Raw genomic sequence first — 16034 nt, 5'->3', positions numbered from 1 at the left:
ATCAATTTAAATGATTATTTAGCACCAGCTGATTTACCAGACTTTCTACGAATTTCTTCGCCAACAAACTTAATACCCTTACCCTTATACGGTTCAGGCTTACGGAAAGAACGTATTTTAGAGCAAACTTGACCAAGTAACTGCTTGTCGCAAGATTCCAATATAATCAAAGGATTCTTGTTTCTTTCAGACTTAGTCTCAACTTTAACTTCAGGAGGCAACTGTATAAAGATACTGTGAGTATAACCTAAAGCCAGTTCAATGATATTTCCCTGGTTAGAGGCACGGTAACCTACACCGACAAGTTCCAATTCTTTCTTATATCCTTCTGATACACCAACAACCATGTTGTGTACCAATGAACGGTATAATCCATGGAATGCATGCTTTTGCTTAGGATTATCCAGCATTGCATTTTCATTCTCAGCCAAAACAACATGACCGTCTTCGATGGTAACATTGATAGCAGGATTTACATATTGGCTCATTTCGCCTTTGGGTCCCTTAACGGTAACCACGTCATCTTTCAGAGTAACTGTTACTCCAGCGGGAATACTAATGGGTAATTTTCCTATTCTTGACATTGCTAATTCCTCCTATTAATATACATAACACAAAACTTCACCACCAATCTTTAGTTCAGCGGCTTCTTTGTTGGTCATTACACCCTTGGAAGTAGATATTATAGCAATACCCAAACCATTAATAACACGCGGCATGTCTTTATAACCGGTATATTGACGCAAACCCGGAGAAGAGATTCTCTCCAGCTTCTTGATAGCGTTAACCTTGTTTACCGGATCATACTTCAAGGCAACTTTAATTGTACCTTGAGGACCATCTTCTACAAACTTATAATTAAGAATGTAGCCCTTTTCAAAAAGAATCTTAGTGATTTCTTTTTTCAAATTTGAAGCCGGAACTTCCACAACTCTGTGCTTCGCTTGAATAGCGTTCCGCAACCTCGTCAAATAATCTGCTATTGGATCAGTCATATAAAAAATAAATTAAATTAATCAGGCCTACCCTGACAATATTTAAAAAACAAAATTACCAGCTTGCTTTCTTTACACCGGGAATAAGACCGTTAGAAGCCATCTCACGGAACTGGATTCTGGAGATACCAAACTGACGGATATATCCTTTAGGACGACCAGTCAGCTTGCAACGGTTGTGCATACGAATCGGATTAGAATTCTTAGGCAGGTCCTGCAATTTCTGTGCAGCTTCAAAAGCTTCAGCAGGATCACCAGTTCTAACGATTTGCTTCAACGCAGCTCTCTTCTCGGCATATCTGGCTACTAATTTAGCACGCTTTACTTCACGTGCCTTCATTGATTCCTTTGCCATATTATCAATCTTTTTTAGCGTTTTTAAACGGTAAACCGAATTCCTTCAACAAGGCATACCCTTCTTCATCTGTTTGCGCAGAGGTTACAAAGGTAATATTCATTCCGAGAATTCTAGTAATACTATCGATATTAATTTCAGGGAAAATGATTTGTTCCTGAATACCAAGGGTATAGTTACCCTTACCATCGAACTTACTTTCAATACCCTTGAAGTCGCGAATACGAGGCAGAGCTACACGAACCAACTTTTCAAGGAATTCGTACATTCTCTCACGACGCAGAGTTACCATAACACCAATCGGCATTTTCTTACGCAACTTAAAGTTTGCAATATCCTTACGAGAAATGGTTGCCACGGCTTTCTGACCAGTGATAGCAGTCATTTCATTAATTGCCACTTCAATAATCTTCTTGTCAGCAACAGCCATACCCAAACCTTGATTGATAACAATCTTCTTAAGTACGGGTATCTGCATAGAAGAAGAATACTGGAACTGTGATTTCAATGCAGGCGCAATACGGTCTGCATATTCTTTCTTAAGGCTAGCAGTATTACTCATTACTTAATCTCCTCTCCTGATTTTTTAGAATAACGCACTAAAGTGCCTTCAGCACTTACTTTTCTACCAACACGCGTTGCTTTACCAGTCTTTGGATCAACGGGGTTCAAGTTTGACAAGTGGACAGAAGCTTCCTGCTTCACAATGCCACCTTGTGGGTTTTTAGCATTCGGTTTTGTGCTCTTAGACACCATGTTGATACCTTCAACGATTGCGCGGTTTTTATCAACAAGAACCTTCAATACACGACCAGTCTTACCCTTGTCTTCACCGGAGTTTACATAAACTGTATCGCCTTTTTTAATATGTAATTTACTCATTACTCAAATCTTTTACAATATTAAAGTACTTCAGGAGCGAGTGACACAACTTTCATGTTAGTAGCACGAAGTTCACGAGCTACCGGACCGAAAATACGACTACCTCTAATTTCACCTGCATTGTTCAACAACACGCAAGCATTATCATCAAAACGTATGTAAGAGCCATCAGCACGACGGATTTCTTTCTTAGTACGTACGATCAAAGCTTTAGACACTGCACCTTTTTTAATATCACTTGAAGGGATAACGCTCTTAACAGAAACGACAATCACGTCCCCTACTGAAGCATAGCGACGACCTGTACCACCCAAAACACGGATACAGAGAGCCTCTTTTGCCCCACTATTATCACATACTGTAAGTCTGGATTCTACTTGTATCATAATTACTTAGCTCTTTCAATTATTTCTACCAATCTCCATCTCTTAGTCTTGCTCAAAGGACGAGTTTCCATGATGTGTACAGTATCGCCGATATTGCACTCATTCTTTTCATCATGAGCATGGTACTTCTTCGTCTTGCTAACGAACTTACCATATATGGGGTGTTTCTCCTTAAACTTAGCTGCTACTGTAATGGTCTTATCCATCTTGTTGCTCAGCACAACCCCAGTTCTTTCTTTTCTTAAATTTCTTGCTTCCATCAAGCTCATCATTTATTGTTAAGTTCTCTTTGGCGTAATTCAGTCTTCATACGCGCAATAGTCCTGCGTAATTGTTTGATCTGAGCAGGATTATCCAAAGGAGAAATAGAATGATTTAAAATCATTTGGTTGTAATTAGCTACTTCTGCTTCAACTCTTTCTACCAAGTCGTTGGTAGGCATCTCTTTAATTTCTGCTATTTTCATACTCCTTACGCATTTTGATTTTGAATATCATAATCACGTCTAACCACAAACTTGGTTGTGATAGGAAGCTTCTGTGCAGCTAAGCGCAAAGCCTCTTTAGCGATTTCATAAGATACTCCTTCGGCTTCGATAATAATTCTACCCGGTGTAACTGGGGCAACGAATCCCTCCGGTGCACCCTTACCTTTACCCATACGCACATCAGCTGGCTTTCTGGTAATAGGCTTGTCGGGGAAAATACGAATCCAAATCTGTCCTTGACGTTGCATATATCTTGTCACTGCAATACGCGCAGCTTCAATCTGACGGCCTGTAATCCATTTCGTTTCCAAGGCCTTAATACCAAAAGATCCGAAAGCCAACTGGTTTCCTCTTTGGGCATTACCCTTTTGACGGCCTTTTTGTTGTCTTCTGAATTTTGTTTTTTTCGGTTGTAACATAATTCCTAAAAATCAAATTCGTTAGCGATTATTTTTCTTTCTTTTGAAGTTCTTTCCGCCATTGTTTCCGCTATTGCTTCCACGACCACTTTCCTTGCTTTGCGTAAAGTTCGGAGCCAACTCCTTCTTACCATAAACTTCACCTCTACAAATCCAAACTTTAATACCGAGAAGACCAACCTTAGTCAATGCTTCTGCATGACAATAGTCGATATCTGCTCTGAAAGTGTGCAACGGAGTTCTTCCTTCCTTATACATTTCAGAACGAGCCATTTCTGCACCATTCAAACGTCCTGAAATCTGAATCTTGATACCTTCCGCACCCATACGCATTGTATTGGCAATGGCCATCTTAATGGCACGACGGTAGGCAATTTTGCCTTCAACCTGACGGGCAATGTTGTTAGCCACGATAACAGCATCCAACTCAGGTCTTTTAACTTCGAAGATATTAATCTGAATATCCTTATCCGTAACCTTCTTCAACTCCTCCTTCAACTTGTCAACTTCTTGGCCACCTTTACCGATAATGATACCCGGACGTGCAGTACAAACGGTAATAGTCACGAGTTTCAGTGTACGTTCAATTACAATTCTTGACACACTAGCCTTTGCCAGACGAGCGTTCAAATATTTACGAATCTTGCTATCTTCCAGCAGAGAGTCGCCGTAATTCTTTCCACCATACCAATTGGAATCCCATCCTCTGATAATTCCTAAACGGTTGCTTATTGGATTAACTTTTTGTCCCATTTACCTTAATTTTGATCTTCGTTATTACTTTTAGAACCAACGAACAACGTTACGTGGTTTGAACGTTTACGAATTCTGTAACCTCTACCCTGCGGAGCCGGTCTCATTCTTTTGAGTGTGGCACCACCATCAACAAAAATCTTGGTTACGAACAGCTCGCCACTTTCAGCTTTACGTTCGTTTTTCTGCTCCCAGTTAGCAATTGCAGAGCGCAGCAACTTTTCCACTCTTGCGGCAGCCTCTTTTGAAGAGAACTTCAAAACGCCGAGTGCTCTGTTCACCTCCATCCCACGAATCATGTCAGCCACGAGACGCATTTTACGGGGGGAAGTAGGAACATTTTGCAATTTCGCAAAATACATGGTCTTAAGGGCTTCTTTTCTTTTTTCAGCCGATATTTTTTTTCTTGCTCCCATTATATTATTACTTTATTATTTCAGATAAATCCTGTTTTATTTTTTCTTGTTACCAGCGTGTCCTCTGAAAGTACGAGTTGGAGCAAATTCTCCCAACTTGTGTCCTACCATATTTTCGGTAACATAAACAGGAATAAATTTATTTCCGTTGTGAACTGCAACAGTATGGCCTACGAAATCAGGCGAAATCATTGAAGCTCTGGCCCAGGTCTTAACTACCACTTTCTTGCCCGATTCATTCATGGCAAGCACTTTCTTCTCAAGCTTAACGTTAATATACGGACCTTTTTTTAATGAACGACTCATAATTTACTCAATTAATCAGATTACTTCTTTCTTCTCTCAATAATATACTTAGACGATTGTTTCTTCGGAGCTCTTGTCTTAAGACCCTTAGCATACAATCCCTTACGAGATCTCGGGTGTCCTCCTGAAGCACGTCCTTCACCACCACCCATCGGGTGATCAACCGGGTTCATAACAACACCACGGTTACGCGGACGACGTCCTAACCAGCGAGAACGTCCAGCTTTACCCGAACTTTCCAATCCATGATCTGAGTTACCTACACTACCGATAGTAGCCTTACAAGTACTGAGGATCTGACGAACCTCCCCTGAAGGCAACTTGATAACGCAGTACTTACCTTCTCTGGAAGTCAACTGAGCGAAGTTACCGGCCGAGCGAACCAAGGCAGCGCCTTGTCCCGGACGTAATTCGATGTTGTGAATTACAGTACCGACCGGAATATTCTGAAGTGGAAGTGCGTTTCCGATTTCCGGAGCAGCAGCCTCACCTGACATCAAAGTCATACCAACTTGCAATCCGTTGGGAGCAATAATATATCTTTTTTCTCCATCTGCATAAAACAACAAAGCAATACGAGCCGAACGATTCGGATCATATTCAATTGTTTTAACCACTGCAGGCACACCGTCTTTATTTCTCTTGAAATCTACGATACGAATAATCTTCTTACTACCGCCACCGATGTAGCGCATAGTCATCTTACCTTCATTGTTACGACCACCTGAAGATTTCTTACCAAATACAAGAGACTTTTCTGGTACCCGTGCAGTAATCTCTTCGTAAGTACCAATAATTTTATGTCTTTGCCCCGGTGTTGTGGGCTTAAATTTACGTACTGCCATTTTTATTAAATATTGCTATAAAAATCAATAGTATCTCCTTCTTTCAACGTAACGATAGCTTTCTTGAACGCATTCGTACGTCCGTTGATGATACCGGCACGAGTATAGCGGCTCTTATTTTTGCCGGCATACTTCATCGTATTCACATCAACTACTGTAACGTTGTAAAGGGCTTCAACTTCCTTCTTAATTTCCAGTTTATTAGCTTCAGGACGCACGATAAAGCCGAAACGATTGTTCGTTTTATCAGTAATTGCAGTCATCTTCTCTGTCACTAACGGTTTAATAATAATTCCCATTATTTAAGCCTCCTTTTTACATTAAGATATTGTCGATAGCAGAAAGTGCACTTTCAGCAAACACAACAACCCCAGCGTCCAATACTCTATAAGTATTTAACCCTGAGATAGTCTGCACATTAGCACCCTTTACATTACGAGCCGACAAATATACGTTTTTATTTGCTTCTGGTAAAATCACAAGCAGCTTTTTGTCAGAAACTTTAAGATTTTTTGTCATTGCAACGAAATCTTTAGTCTTCGGAGCTTCAAAAGAGAAGTCTTCTACCACTACAACCGCGTTGTTCTGAGCCTTGTATGACAAAGCTGACTTACGAGCCAGAGCCTTTACTTTCTTGTTTAATTTGAAGTAGTAATCTCTCGGTTTCGGACCGAATACGCGTCCACCACCAACAAGTACCGGTGAGTTCATGTCACCACGACGTGCACCACCGCCACCTTTCTGGCGACCGATTTTACGAGTAGAACCACTGATTTCGCTTCTTTCCTTTGACTTGTGTGTACCCTGACGCTGGTTAGCCATAAACTGTTTAACATCCAAGTAGATAGCGTGGTCGTTGGGCTCAATTCCGAAGATAGACTCGTTTAACGTAATCTTTCTCCCAGTGTCTTCACCTTTAATGTTATATACGTTAACTTCCATTATTTCTCAATTATTACGATTGAACCTTTGCAACCAGGAACAGACCCCTTAATCAAAAGAAGATTATGCTCCGCGATTACCTTTAATACCTGCAGGTTTTGAACAGTTACTCTGTCGCCACCAAGCTGTCCACCCATGCGCATTCCCTTGAATACTTTTGCGGGGTAAGAACAAGCACCAATAGAACCCGGCTTACGAGCGCGGTTGTGCTGACCGTGAGTAGTCTGGCCTACACCACCGAAACCGTGGCGCTTTACCACGCCCTGAAACCCCTTACCCTTAGAGGTACCTACAACGTCAACAAAAGTTGTGTCATTGAACAGTTCTACAGTAACAGTGTCACCCAGATTCAACTCTGTTTCAAATTCTTTGAACTCAGCCAAGTGTTTCTTGGGAGTTACTCCAGCTTTTTTAAAGTGCCCCATCAAAGGCTTTGTAGTGTGCTTCTCCTTCTTATCTTGGAAGCCCAGCTGAACAGCTTCATAACCGTCCTTTTCTACAGTTTTCACTTGAGTAACAACACAAGGACCTGCTTCGATAACAGTGCATGGTACATTCTTACCCTCGGCACTGAAAACGGATGTCATTCCGATTTTTTTTCCTAATAATCCTGGCATTTCACTTAATTTTTAATACTTACACTTTAATTTCTACTTCCACACCACTCGGCAACTCCAACTTCATCAGAGCGTCTACTGTCTTAGCTGTTGAGCTATAGATGTCAATCAGTCTCTTGTAAGAAGAGAGTTCGAATTGTTCACGCGACTTCTTGTTAACGAAAGTCGAACGGTTCACGGTAAAGATACGTTTGTGCGTAGGAAGAGGAATCGGACCGCTAACGATAGCGCCCGTTGTCTTCACCGTTCTTACAATTTTCTCAGCTGACTTGTCAACCAAGTTGTGGTCGTAAGATTTCAGTTTGATTCTAATTTTTTGACTCATTACTGTTTTTAGTTATTAAATAGTTATATAAGATGAAGTTCCGCAGGCTAAGAGTCATTCGCTAGCCTACGGGACTTCAAGTTTTTTAGATTAAGTCAGCACGGCCTTTCACTTCCTCCAATACTGCCTTGGCAATAGAGTTGGAAACCTGGGCATGGTGAGAATATACCATTGAAGAGGTTGCACGACCAGAAGTGATGGTACGCAATGCTGTTACGTAACCAAACATTTCTGCCAGCGGAACCATTGCCTTCACGATACGTGCACCGGAACGGCTAGATTCCATACCTTCCACCTGGCCACGACGCTTGTTCAAGTCACCGATAACATCACCCATGTTTTCTTCCGGAGTAACAACTTCCAGCTTCATGATAGGCTCCATCAATACCGGACCCGCCTTAGCACAAGCGTTCTTATATGCCTGGATAGCACAGATTTCGAAAGACAACTGGTCAGAGTCAACCGGGTGGAAAGAACCGTCAATCAAAGTTACTTTCAGTGAATCCAGCGGATAACCAGCCAACACACCGTTCTTCATAGCAGTAGTGAAGCCCTTCTGTACAGACGGAATAAATTCCTTAGGGATGTTACCACCCTTCACTTCGTCAACGAATTGCAATCCACCTTCCTTGAAGTCTTCATCAACCGGGCCGATATTCACGATAATATCAGCGAATTTACCACGACCACCAGACTGCTTCTTGTAAACTTCACGCAAATTAACTGTCTTAGTGATAGCCTCCTTGTAGTTAACCTGAGGCTTACCTTGGTTACATTCAACCTTGAACTCACGTTTCAGACGGTCGATAATAATATCCAAGTGGAGCTCACCCATACCAGAGATAACTGTCTGACCAGTCTGTTCGTCAGTCTTAACTGTGAACGTCGGGTCTTCTTCAGCCAACTTAGCCAAACCATTTGACAGCTTATCCATATCTTTCTGAGTCTTAGGCTCAACAGCGATACCAATTACCGGTTCCGGGAAGTCCATAGATTCCAATACAATCGGTGCAGTTTCGTCACACAATGTATCACCAGTATGTATATCCTTGAAACCTACGCCAGCACCAATATCACCAGCACCGATAACTTCTACCGGATTCTGCTTGTTTGAGTGCATCTGGAACAAACGGGATACGCGTTCTTTCTTACCAGAACGAGAGTTATAGATATAAGAACCAGCCTCTATCTTACCGGAATAAACGCGGAAGAAAGTCAAACGACCTACATACGGGTCAGTTGCAATCTTAAATGCCAAAGCAGAAGTCTTTTCGTCTTCGCTCGGTTTACGATCTTCTTCAGCACCAGTTTCGGGATTTGTACCGACAACATTCTCTGTATCCAGCGGAGAAGGCAAGAATGCACAAACGTAATCAAGCAATGTCTGTACACCTTTGTTCTTGAATGAAGAACCGCAAAGCATCGGAACGACAGCCATTTGCACTGTTGCGTTACGGAGAGCTCTCAAAACCTCTTCTTCTGTAATGGTAGAAGGATCATCGAAATATTTCTCCATCAAAGCATCATCAAACTCAGCCACTTTTTCGAGCATCTTATCTCTCCATTCGTTAGCTTCGTCTACCAGATTTGCAGGGATTTCCTCTACTGTATAGTCAGCGCCCATTGTTTCATCATGCCAATAGATAGCTTTCATTTTGATAAGGTCTACCAGGCCTTTGAAAGATTCCTCAGCACCGATAGGAACGACGATAGGACACGGATTAGCTCCCAAAACATCCTTCATTTGGCGAACTACTTCAAAAAAGTCAGCGCCCGAACGGTCCATCTTATTAACGTAAGCGATACGCGGTACGTTATATTTGTCAGCTTGGCGCCAAACTGTCTCAGATTGCGGTTCAACACCACCTACTGCACAGTAAGCAGCAACAGCGCCATCAAGAATACGCAAAGAACGCTCTACCTCAGCGGTAAAGTCAACGTGTCCCGGAGTGTCAATCAAGTTAATTTTATAAGTATCACCGGCATATTTCCAACGAGTGGTAGTAGCAGCAGAAGTGATAGTAATACCACGTTCCTGTTCTTGCTCCATCCAGTCCATTGTAGCGGCACCATCGTGCACCTCACCGATTTTGTGGGTTAAACCCGTGTAAAACAAAATACGTTCAGAGGTCGTTGTCTTTCCGGCATCGATGTGGGCCATGATACCGATATTACGTGTCAAATGTAAATCATGCTTTGCCATTTTCTAATTCCCTTACTTTAAGTTTTTAATCTTCTAATTGGTTAGTCTCTTATTGTATTAGAATCTGAAATGAGCAAACGCACGGTTAGCTTCTGCCATTCTGTGCATGTCTTCTTTACGTTTGTAAGCACCACCCTGTTCGTTGAAAGCATCCATGATTTCAGCGGCTAACTTGTCAGCCATTGACTTGCCACCACGCTTACGTGCAAAGATAATCAAGTTCTTCATTGAAATTGACTCCTTACGGTCAGCACGGATTTCTGTAGGAACCTGGAAAGTAGCACCACCCACACGGCGAGACTTCACTTCCACCTGAGGAGTCACATTATCCAGAGCTTTTTTCCAAATTTCAAGAGCGGATTTCTCTTCGTTCTGCATTTTATTCTTCACTGTTTCCAACGCAGCATAGAAGATTTCATAAGAAGTATTCTTCTTTCCATCGTACATCAAATGATTCACGAACTTGGAAACTTTTACATCATTGAACACGGGATCCGGAAGGATAACGCGTTTTTTCGGTTTTGCTTTTCTCATTTGTCTGAAAGAATAATGTTTTTCGTTCTTGGTTGTTTACTTCTGTCTTCTTCAACTCTCCCTCCGGAGAATTTACTCAACCTTTAGCATTTCCAACAAACTAAAACGTAAGTTATTACTTTTAATTTTTCTGTTTTTGGGTATCAGGCCACCAGATTATTTCTTCTTAGCAGGAGCTGCTTGACCCGGTTTCGGACGTTTTGCGCCGTATTTGGAACGTCTTTGTGTACGACCTGCAACACCTGCTGTATCCAAAGTACCACGTACGATATGATAACGCACACCCGGAAGGTCTTTTACACGACCACCACGTACCAATACAATAGAGTGTTCTTGCAAATTGTGACCTTCTCCCGGAATATAAGAGTTCACCTCTTTACCATTGGTCAAACGTACACGAGCTACTTTACGCATAGCTGAATTCGGTTTTTTCGGAGTGGTTGTATACACTCTCACGCAAACGCCACGTCTTTGAGGACAAGAGTCCAAGGCTGGAGACTTTGATTTCTCCACCAGCACTTCGCGTCCTTTTCTTACTAATTGCTGAATTGTAGGCATTTTAATTGTTTTTAGTTATATATTATTGTTTATATTAATTCAGAACTATACACTTTTGGGCTGCAAAGATACTAATAAGTTTTGAATAATCAATGCACTACAAGTTTTTTTTTAATTTTACGCTTCACCCTTGATGTTGGGAAGAGGCGGAAATGTTTGTTCGTCCGGCATGTGAATCGGTCCGAAAGAGCGTTCGTATTTCCCAATATTCTCTTCGAGTGCACGCAGCAAACGCTTGGCATGTTCGGGTGCCAAAACTATGCGCGATTGCACACCAGCCTTTGGCATTCCAGGCATCACGCGAATAAAGTCGAGAATAAATTCCGAACTGGAATGAGTTATAATAGCCAAATTGGCATATGTACCTTGCGCCACTTCTTCCTTCAATTCTATCTGAAGTTGACCGTTGTTGTTTTCTTGATTTTCCATGTTGCACAATTATTTTTAAAATGTTCTTAAAAGATAGACCAAAAGTACTCTTTTTTTTCGGACGATATACATTTAAGTCCCCAAAAGACACATAATAATCCGTCCAGAAAAAGAAGCAAGCCACTACAATCGTTTTGCAGTAGCACTATAACAAACATGCAGAAGCGTTGCAATACAGAAGGAAGAGGCAAAGATAAAACAGAGAGGGAATACTCCTTCTTATAGGATATTCCCTCTCTCTATTTAATAGAATTATATTGACGTTGTAAGGTTATCCCTCTACTTTCTCGTCTACAGCATAATCAAGTACCGTCTTCTTGTTAGCAAGCATACGGTCGTACTCTTCTTTGGAGCCAACAATAATCTTCTCGAACTCGCGCTGTCCGGTACCGGCAGGAATCAGGTGACCGCAGATTACGTTCTCCTTCATACCTTCCAGACGGTCCACCTTTCCGTTGATGGCAGCCTCGTTCAGCACCTTCGTCGTTTCTTGGAAGGAAGCAGCCGACATGAAGCTTGAAGTCTGCAATGCAGCACGGGTGATACCTTGAAGAATCTGAGTAGAAGTCGCAGGTACAGCGTCGCGCACTTCCACGGGTTTCAAGTCGCGGCGTTTCAACATGGAGTTCTCGTCACGCAGCTTGCGGGCCGTCACGATCTGACCAGCCTGCAAACTCTGGGAATCTCCAGCATCCACTACCACCTTCTTTCCCCAGATACGGTCGTTCTCTTCCATGAATTCCATCTTGTCAACAACTTGCTGTTCCAGGAAGCGGGTATCACCCGGCTCGTCAATTTCCACCTTGCGCATCATCTGACGTACGATGATTTCAAAGTGCTTATCGTTAATCTTCACACCCTGCAGACGGTAAACGTCCTGAACCTCGTTCACGATATATTCCTGCACGGCTGTAGGACCTTTGATGGCCAGGATGTCCGCAGGTGTGATAGCACCGTCTGATAACGGAGTACCGGCACGTACATAGTCGTTCTCCTGAACCAAAATCTGCTTGGACAACGGTACGAGGTACTTCTTCACTTCGCCGGTCTTGGAAGTAACGATGATTTCGCGGTTACCGCGTTTCACTTTACCCATGGTAACCTCACCGTCGATTTCTGAAACCACAGCAGGATTAGACGGGTTACGTGCCTCAAACAGCTCAGTGACACGGGGAAGACCACCCGTGATATCACCCGCTTTACCTACGGCACGCGGAATCTTCACGATAACTTCACCGGCCTTTACCTTTTGACCGTCCTCAACCACCACGTGGCCACCTACCGGCAAGTTGTATGTACGGATCAGTTCGCCGTCTTCTGTCATGATGTGTGCGGTAGGCACCTTCGTCTTATCCTTAGACTCAATGATGATGATTTCGCGCAAACCGGTAGATTCATCAGACTCTACCTTATAAGTCACGTTTTCAATAACGCCTTCAAATTCAATCTTACCGGTAGCTTCGGTAATGATAACTGCGTTGAACGGATCCCAACGGGCAATCATCTTGCCCTTCTCTACCATTTCACCGTCAGCAGCATAGAGCGTAGAACCGTAAGGTACGTTGTGGGTAGAAAGAACAATACCCGTGTTGACATCCACGAAACGCACTTCAGCCAGACGGCCTACCACTACCTTTGCAGGTTCGCCTGCTTCGTCAATAACGTCTACCGTACGGAGTTCTTCGAATTCCAAACGGGCAGGGTTCTTAGCCACGATACTTGCGTTGGCAGCGATATTGGCTGCCGTACCACCGGCATGGAATGTACGCAGTGTCAACTGTGTACCCGGCTCACCGATAGACTGTGCAGCAATTACGCCGACTGCCTCACCTTTCTGAACCATGCGGCTGGAAGCCAGATTACGTCCGTAACACTTGGCACAAACACCCTTCTTGGATTCGCAGGTCAATACGGAACGGATTTCAACACTCTCAATCGGGGAATCTTCAATCTTCTGCGCAATGTCTTCGGTAATTTCCTCACCGCCAGCCACAATCAGTTCGCCAGTTGTAGGATGAACAATATCATGTACGGATACACGACCGAGGATGCGTTCATACAGAGTGGCGATGGTTTCGTCATTGTTTTTCAATGCTGTACAAACCAATCCGCGGAGCGTGCCGCAGTCTTCTTCATTAATAATCACATCGTGCGATACGTCAACCAGACGACGGGTCAGGTATCCGGCGTCAGCCGTCTTCAAAGCGGTATCGGCAAGACCCTTACGGGCACCGTGAGTAGAGATAAAGTATTCCAACACGGACAGACCTTCCTTAAAGTTAGAAAGAATCGGATTTTCAATAATCTGACCGCCTTCGGCACCTGCTTTCTGGGGCTTTGCCATCAAACCACGCATACCGGAGAGCTGACGGATCTGTTCCTTAGAACCACGGGCACCGGAATCCAGCATCATGTATACAGAGTTGAAACCCTGGTCGTCGCTTGAAATGGTTTTCATCAAGATGTTGGACAACTCTGAGTTCACGTGTGTCCAGATATCGATTACCTGATTGTAACGCTCGTTGTTGGTGATGAAACCCATGTTATAGTTATTGATTACCTGCTCTACTTCATCATAACCTTTCTGTACTAATGCTTCCTTCTCTTCCGGGATGATGATATCCCCCAAGTTGAACGACAGACCACCCTTGAAGGCCATGTAGTAACCGAGGTTCTTGATCCCGTCGAGGAAGTCGGCTGCCTTGGCAACACCACACACCTTGATTACGTGACTGATGATATCGCGGAGTGACTTCTTGGAGATAATCGTATTGATATATCCTGCTTCTGCCGGAACAATTTCGTTGACAATGACACGGCCCACGGAGGTATCGTGCATCATCTTGTCCACAATGTTGCCATTCTCATCAACGTCTTTCACTATGACGCTTACCGGAGCGTGAATGTCGCACTTACCTTCATTATAGGCAATCAGTGCTTCTTCTGGACCGTAGAATGTCAACCCCTCACCTTTGGCACCTTTGCGCAACTTAGTGATGTAGTACAAACCGAGTACCATATCTTGGGCGGGCACAGTGATAGGAGCACCGTTAGCAGGGTTCAATATATTGTGTGACTGGAGCATCAGCATTTGTGCTTCCAGAATCGCTTCGTTGCTCAGCGGCAAGTGAACGGCCATCTGGTCACCGTCGAAGTCGGCATTAAACGCCGTACATGCCAACGGGTGCAGCTGGATTGCCTTACCTTCGATCATCTTGGGCTGGAATGCCTGAATACCGAGACGGTGAAGTGTCGGAGCACGGTTCAACAGCACCGGATGACCCTTCATCACGTGTTCCAGAATATCCCAGATAACAGGTTCCTTGCGATCTACAATCTTCTTGGCACTCTTTACTGTCTTCACGATACCGCGCTCAATGAGCTTACGGATGATGAACGGCTTATAAAGCTCAGCTGCCATCAGTTTTGGAATACCGCATTCACCCATTTTCAACTCTGGACCTACAACGATTACAGAACGTGCGGAATAGTCGACACGCTTACCCAACAAATTCTGACGGAAACGTCCTTGCTTGCCCTTCAAACTGTCAGAAAGTGACTTCAACGGACGGTTAGCGTCAGTCTTCACAGCACTCGATTTACGAGAGTTGTCGAACAGAGAGTCGACAGCTTCCTGCAACATACGTTTTTCATTACGTAAAATCACCTCAGGAGCCTTGATTTCAATCAATCTCTTCAGACGATTGTTACGGATGATGACACGACGGTAAAGATCGTTCAAGTCAGAAGTTGCGAAACGCCCTCCATCCAACGGAACCAACGGACGAAGTTCGGGTGGAATAACCGGCACAATGCGTACAATCATCCACTCAGGCTTGTTGCGTCCACGTGATGCACGGAACGACTCAACTACCTGAAGACGTTTCAGGGCTTCGGTCTTGCGTTGTTGTGAAGCATCGCTTCCGGCACGATTACGCAGTTCGTAAGACAAAGAGTCAAGATCGAGGTGTGACAGCAAATCGTAGATAGCTTCCGCGCCCATCTTGGCAATGAACTTATTGGGGTCTGAATCTTCGAGGAATTGGTTGTCTTTCGGCAACTTTTCCAGTAAGTCCAGGTATTCTCCTTCTTCCAGCAAGTCGTACTGTGCCACTTCGTCGGACAGTACACCTGGCTGAATGACAACATAACGCTCGTAATAGATAATGGCATCCAGTTTCTTGGTGGGCAGGCCCAACAAGTAACCGATTTTGTTGGGAAGTGAACGGAAATACCAAATGTGAGCCACGGGCACAACGAGCTGGATATGTCCCATACGCTCACGGCGCACTTTCTTTTCAGTCACTTCCACACCACAACGGTCGCAGACGATGCCTTTGTAACGGATACGCTTGTACTTACCGCAATGGCACTCGTAATCCTTGATAGGACCAAAGATGCGCTCGCAGAACAATCCGTCGCGTTCGGGCTTATACGTACGATAGTTGATGGTTTCAGGCTTTAATACTTCACCACTCGAATTCTCAAGGATTTCCTCAGGAGAAGCCAAACCGATAGAGATTTTCGAGAAATTACTCTTTATCTTGTTATCTTTTCTAAAAGCCATAAATTTATTTAATTG

General features: G+C 43.5%; 22 protein-coding genes. All 22 read right to left on the bottom strand.

What is annotated here, in order from left to right:
* Window positions 1-14: 14 nt before the first annotated feature.
* Window positions 15-584, bottom strand: a complete 570-nt coding sequence (rplF, locus tag ITJ87_RS05720; protein WP_005825696.1) for a 50S ribosomal protein L6 — start codon at window positions 582-584, stop codon at window positions 15-17.
* A gap of 15 nt (window positions 585-599) precedes the next feature.
* Window positions 600-995, bottom strand: a complete 396-nt coding sequence (gene rpsH, locus ITJ87_RS05715; RefSeq protein WP_004291226.1) for a 30S ribosomal protein S8 — start codon at window positions 993-995, stop codon at window positions 600-602.
* Window positions 996-1050: 55 nt separating this feature from the next.
* Entirely contained in the window at window positions 1051-1350 is a 300-nt protein-coding gene (gene rpsN, locus ITJ87_RS05710; RefSeq protein ID WP_005825697.1) for a 30S ribosomal protein S14, read from the bottom strand.
* Window positions 1351-1354: 4 nt separating this feature from the next.
* Window positions 1355-1912 (bottom strand): 50S ribosomal protein L5, encoded by a 558-nt coding sequence (rplE, locus tag ITJ87_RS05705; protein WP_117601009.1) that lies wholly within the window; start codon window positions 1910-1912, stop codon window positions 1355-1357.
* Window positions 1912-2232, bottom strand: a complete 321-nt coding sequence (gene rplX, locus ITJ87_RS05700; protein WP_117601008.1) for a 50S ribosomal protein L24 — start codon at window positions 2230-2232, stop codon at window positions 1912-1914. Before rplX ends, rplE begins: the two co-directional genes overlap by 1 nt.
* A gap of 20 nt (window positions 2233-2252) precedes the next feature.
* Window positions 2253-2618: a 50S ribosomal protein L14 gene (rplN, locus tag ITJ87_RS05695; protein ID WP_005825700.1), complete on the bottom strand. Its 366-nt coding sequence runs from the start codon at window positions 2616-2618 to the stop codon at window positions 2253-2255.
* Window positions 2619-2620: 2 nt separating this feature from the next.
* Window positions 2621-2890, bottom strand: a complete 270-nt coding sequence (gene rpsQ, locus ITJ87_RS05690; protein ID WP_005825701.1) for a 30S ribosomal protein S17 — start codon at window positions 2888-2890, stop codon at window positions 2621-2623.
* The gene (rpmC, locus tag ITJ87_RS05685) at window positions 2887-3084 is read right to left on the bottom strand and encodes a 50S ribosomal protein L29 (RefSeq protein ID WP_117601007.1); all 198 of its coding nucleotides are present in this window, start codon (window positions 3082-3084) and stop codon (window positions 2887-2889) included. The genes rpsQ and rpmC overlap by 4 nt, the downstream gene beginning before the upstream one ends.
* A gap of 5 nt (window positions 3085-3089) precedes the next feature.
* On the bottom strand, window positions 3090-3524 hold the full coding sequence (gene rplP / locus ITJ87_RS05680; RefSeq protein ID WP_004291234.1) for a 50S ribosomal protein L16: 435 nt from the start codon (window positions 3522-3524) through the stop codon (window positions 3090-3092).
* A 21-nt stretch (window positions 3525-3545) separates the two neighbouring features.
* Entirely contained in the window at window positions 3546-4277 is a 732-nt protein-coding gene (gene rpsC, locus ITJ87_RS05675) for a 30S ribosomal protein S3 (RefSeq protein WP_004291235.1), read from the bottom strand.
* Between the two features lie 5 nt (window positions 4278-4282).
* Window positions 4283-4693, bottom strand: coding sequence for a 50S ribosomal protein L22 (gene rplV / locus ITJ87_RS05670; protein ID WP_004291236.1), 411 nt, complete (start codon window positions 4691-4693; stop codon window positions 4283-4285).
* A gap of 36 nt (window positions 4694-4729) precedes the next feature.
* Window positions 4730-4999, bottom strand: coding sequence for a 30S ribosomal protein S19 (gene rpsS, locus ITJ87_RS05665; protein WP_002558070.1), 270 nt, complete (start codon window positions 4997-4999; stop codon window positions 4730-4732).
* A 20-nt stretch (window positions 5000-5019) separates the two neighbouring features.
* The gene (gene rplB, locus ITJ87_RS05660; RefSeq protein ID WP_117601006.1) at window positions 5020-5844 is read right to left on the bottom strand and encodes a 50S ribosomal protein L2; all 825 of its coding nucleotides are present in this window, start codon (window positions 5842-5844) and stop codon (window positions 5020-5022) included.
* A gap of 5 nt (window positions 5845-5849) precedes the next feature.
* Window positions 5850-6143 (bottom strand): 50S ribosomal protein L23, encoded by a 294-nt coding sequence (rplW, locus tag ITJ87_RS05655; protein ID WP_005825706.1) that lies wholly within the window; start codon window positions 6141-6143, stop codon window positions 5850-5852.
* 16 nt (window positions 6144-6159) lie between these two features.
* Window positions 6160-6786 carry a 50S ribosomal protein L4 gene (gene rplD / locus ITJ87_RS05650; protein WP_005825707.1) on the bottom strand — a complete coding sequence of 209 codons (627 nt, stop codon included), beginning with the start codon at window positions 6784-6786 and terminating at the stop codon, window positions 6160-6162.
* Entirely contained in the window at window positions 6786-7403 is a 618-nt protein-coding gene (gene rplC, locus ITJ87_RS05645) for a 50S ribosomal protein L3 (protein ID WP_117601005.1), read from the bottom strand. Before rplC ends, rplD begins: the two co-directional genes overlap by 1 nt.
* 19 nt (window positions 7404-7422) lie before the next feature.
* A complete protein-coding gene (gene rpsJ, locus ITJ87_RS05640) occupies window positions 7423-7728 on the bottom strand; it encodes a 30S ribosomal protein S10 (RefSeq protein WP_004291244.1) in 306 nt (101 codons plus the stop codon).
* Between the two features lie 85 nt (window positions 7729-7813).
* Complete coding sequence (fusA, locus tag ITJ87_RS05635; RefSeq protein WP_117601004.1) at window positions 7814-9931, bottom strand: elongation factor G; 2118 nt, start codon at window positions 9929-9931, stop codon at window positions 7814-7816.
* A gap of 57 nt (window positions 9932-9988) precedes the next feature.
* A complete protein-coding gene (gene rpsG / locus ITJ87_RS05630; RefSeq protein ID WP_005825710.1) occupies window positions 9989-10465 on the bottom strand; it encodes a 30S ribosomal protein S7 in 477 nt (158 codons plus the stop codon).
* A 156-nt stretch (window positions 10466-10621) separates the two neighbouring features.
* Window positions 10622-11023, bottom strand: coding sequence for a 30S ribosomal protein S12 (gene rpsL / locus ITJ87_RS05625; protein ID WP_005825712.1), 402 nt, complete (start codon window positions 11021-11023; stop codon window positions 10622-10624).
* A 117-nt stretch (window positions 11024-11140) separates the two neighbouring features.
* Window positions 11141-11452: a DUF3467 domain-containing protein gene (locus ITJ87_RS05620; protein ID WP_117601003.1), complete on the bottom strand. Its 312-nt coding sequence runs from the start codon at window positions 11450-11452 to the stop codon at window positions 11141-11143.
* A 271-nt stretch (window positions 11453-11723) separates the two neighbouring features.
* A complete protein-coding gene (gene rpoC / locus ITJ87_RS05615; RefSeq protein WP_117601002.1) occupies window positions 11724-16019 on the bottom strand; it encodes a DNA-directed RNA polymerase subunit beta' in 4296 nt (1431 codons plus the stop codon).
* Window positions 16020-16034 lie beyond the last annotated feature (15 nt).

Origin of the sequence: Bacteroides sp. HF-162, assembly GCF_015679285.1 — a bacterium.
Taxonomy (GTDB): domain Bacteria; phylum Bacteroidota; class Bacteroidia; order Bacteroidales; family Bacteroidaceae; genus Bacteroides; species Bacteroides uniformis.
The sequence above is the reverse complement of the archived record's forward strand: the minus strand, read 5'-3'. Positions and strand labels throughout refer to the sequence as shown.

Excerpts from the sequence above, each read along its gene's own strand:
- rpsC (WP_004291235.1), bottom strand. The coding sequence starts at position 4,277 with ATGGGACAAAAAGTTAATCCAATAAGCAACCGTTTAGGAATTATCAGA.
- rpsN (WP_005825697.1), bottom strand. The coding sequence starts at position 1,350 with ATGGCAAAGGAATCAATGAAGGCACGTGAAGTAAAGCGTGCTAAATTA.
- rplX (WP_117601008.1), bottom strand. The coding sequence starts at position 2,232 with ATGAGTAAATTACATATTAAAAAAGGCGATACAGTTTATGTAAACTCC.
- ITJ87_RS05620 (WP_117601003.1), bottom strand. The coding sequence starts at position 11,452 with ATGGAAAATCAAGAAAACAACAACGGTCAACTTCAGATAGAATTGAAG.
- rpsJ (WP_004291244.1), bottom strand. The coding sequence starts at position 7,728 with ATGAGTCAAAAAATTAGAATCAAACTGAAATCTTACGACCACAACTTG.
- rpsQ (WP_005825701.1), bottom strand. The coding sequence starts at position 2,890 with ATGATGAGCTTGATGGAAGCAAGAAATTTAAGAAAAGAAAGAACTGGG.
- rplV (WP_004291236.1), bottom strand. The coding sequence starts at position 4,693 with ATGGGAGCAAGAAAAAAAATATCGGCTGAAAAAAGAAAAGAAGCCCTT.
- rplW (WP_005825706.1), bottom strand. The coding sequence starts at position 6,143 with ATGGGAATTATTATTAAACCGTTAGTGACAGAGAAGATGACTGCAATT.
- rpmC (WP_117601007.1), bottom strand. The coding sequence starts at position 3,084 with ATGAAAATAGCAGAAATTAAAGAGATGCCTACCAACGACTTGGTAGAA.
- rplD (WP_005825707.1), bottom strand. The coding sequence starts at position 6,786 with ATGGAAGTTAACGTATATAACATTAAAGGTGAAGACACTGGGAGAAAG.
- fusA (WP_117601004.1), bottom strand. The coding sequence starts at position 9,931 with ATGGCAAAGCATGATTTACATTTGACACGTAATATCGGTATCATGGCC.
- rpsL (WP_005825712.1), bottom strand. The coding sequence starts at position 11,023 with ATGCCTACAATTCAGCAATTAGTAAGAAAAGGACGCGAAGTGCTGGTG.
- rplE (WP_117601009.1), bottom strand. The coding sequence starts at position 1,912 with ATGAGTAATACTGCTAGCCTTAAGAAAGAATATGCAGACCGTATTGCG.
- rplF (WP_005825696.1), bottom strand. The coding sequence starts at position 584 with ATGTCAAGAATAGGAAAATTACCCATTAGTATTCCCGCTGGAGTAACA.
- rplN (WP_005825700.1), bottom strand. The coding sequence starts at position 2,618 with ATGATACAAGTAGAATCCAGACTTACAGTATGTGATAATAGTGGGGCA.
- rpsH (WP_004291226.1), bottom strand. The coding sequence starts at position 995 with ATGACTGATCCAATAGCAGATTATTTGACGAGGTTGCGGAACGCTATT.
- rpsG (WP_005825710.1), bottom strand. The coding sequence starts at position 10,465 with ATGAGAAAAGCAAAACCGAAAAAACGCGTTATCCTTCCGGATCCCGTG.
- rplC (WP_117601005.1), bottom strand. The coding sequence starts at position 7,403 with ATGCCAGGATTATTAGGAAAAAAAATCGGAATGACATCCGTTTTCAGT.
- rpsS (WP_002558070.1), bottom strand. The coding sequence starts at position 4,999 with ATGAGTCGTTCATTAAAAAAAGGTCCGTATATTAACGTTAAGCTTGAG.
- rpoC (WP_117601002.1), bottom strand. The coding sequence starts at position 16,019 with ATGGCTTTTAGAAAAGATAACAAGATAAAGAGTAATTTCTCGAAAATC.
- rplP (WP_004291234.1), bottom strand. The coding sequence starts at position 3,524 with ATGTTACAACCGAAAAAAACAAAATTCAGAAGACAACAAAAAGGCCGT.
- rplB (WP_117601006.1), bottom strand. The coding sequence starts at position 5,844 with ATGGCAGTACGTAAATTTAAGCCCACAACACCGGGGCAAAGACATAAA.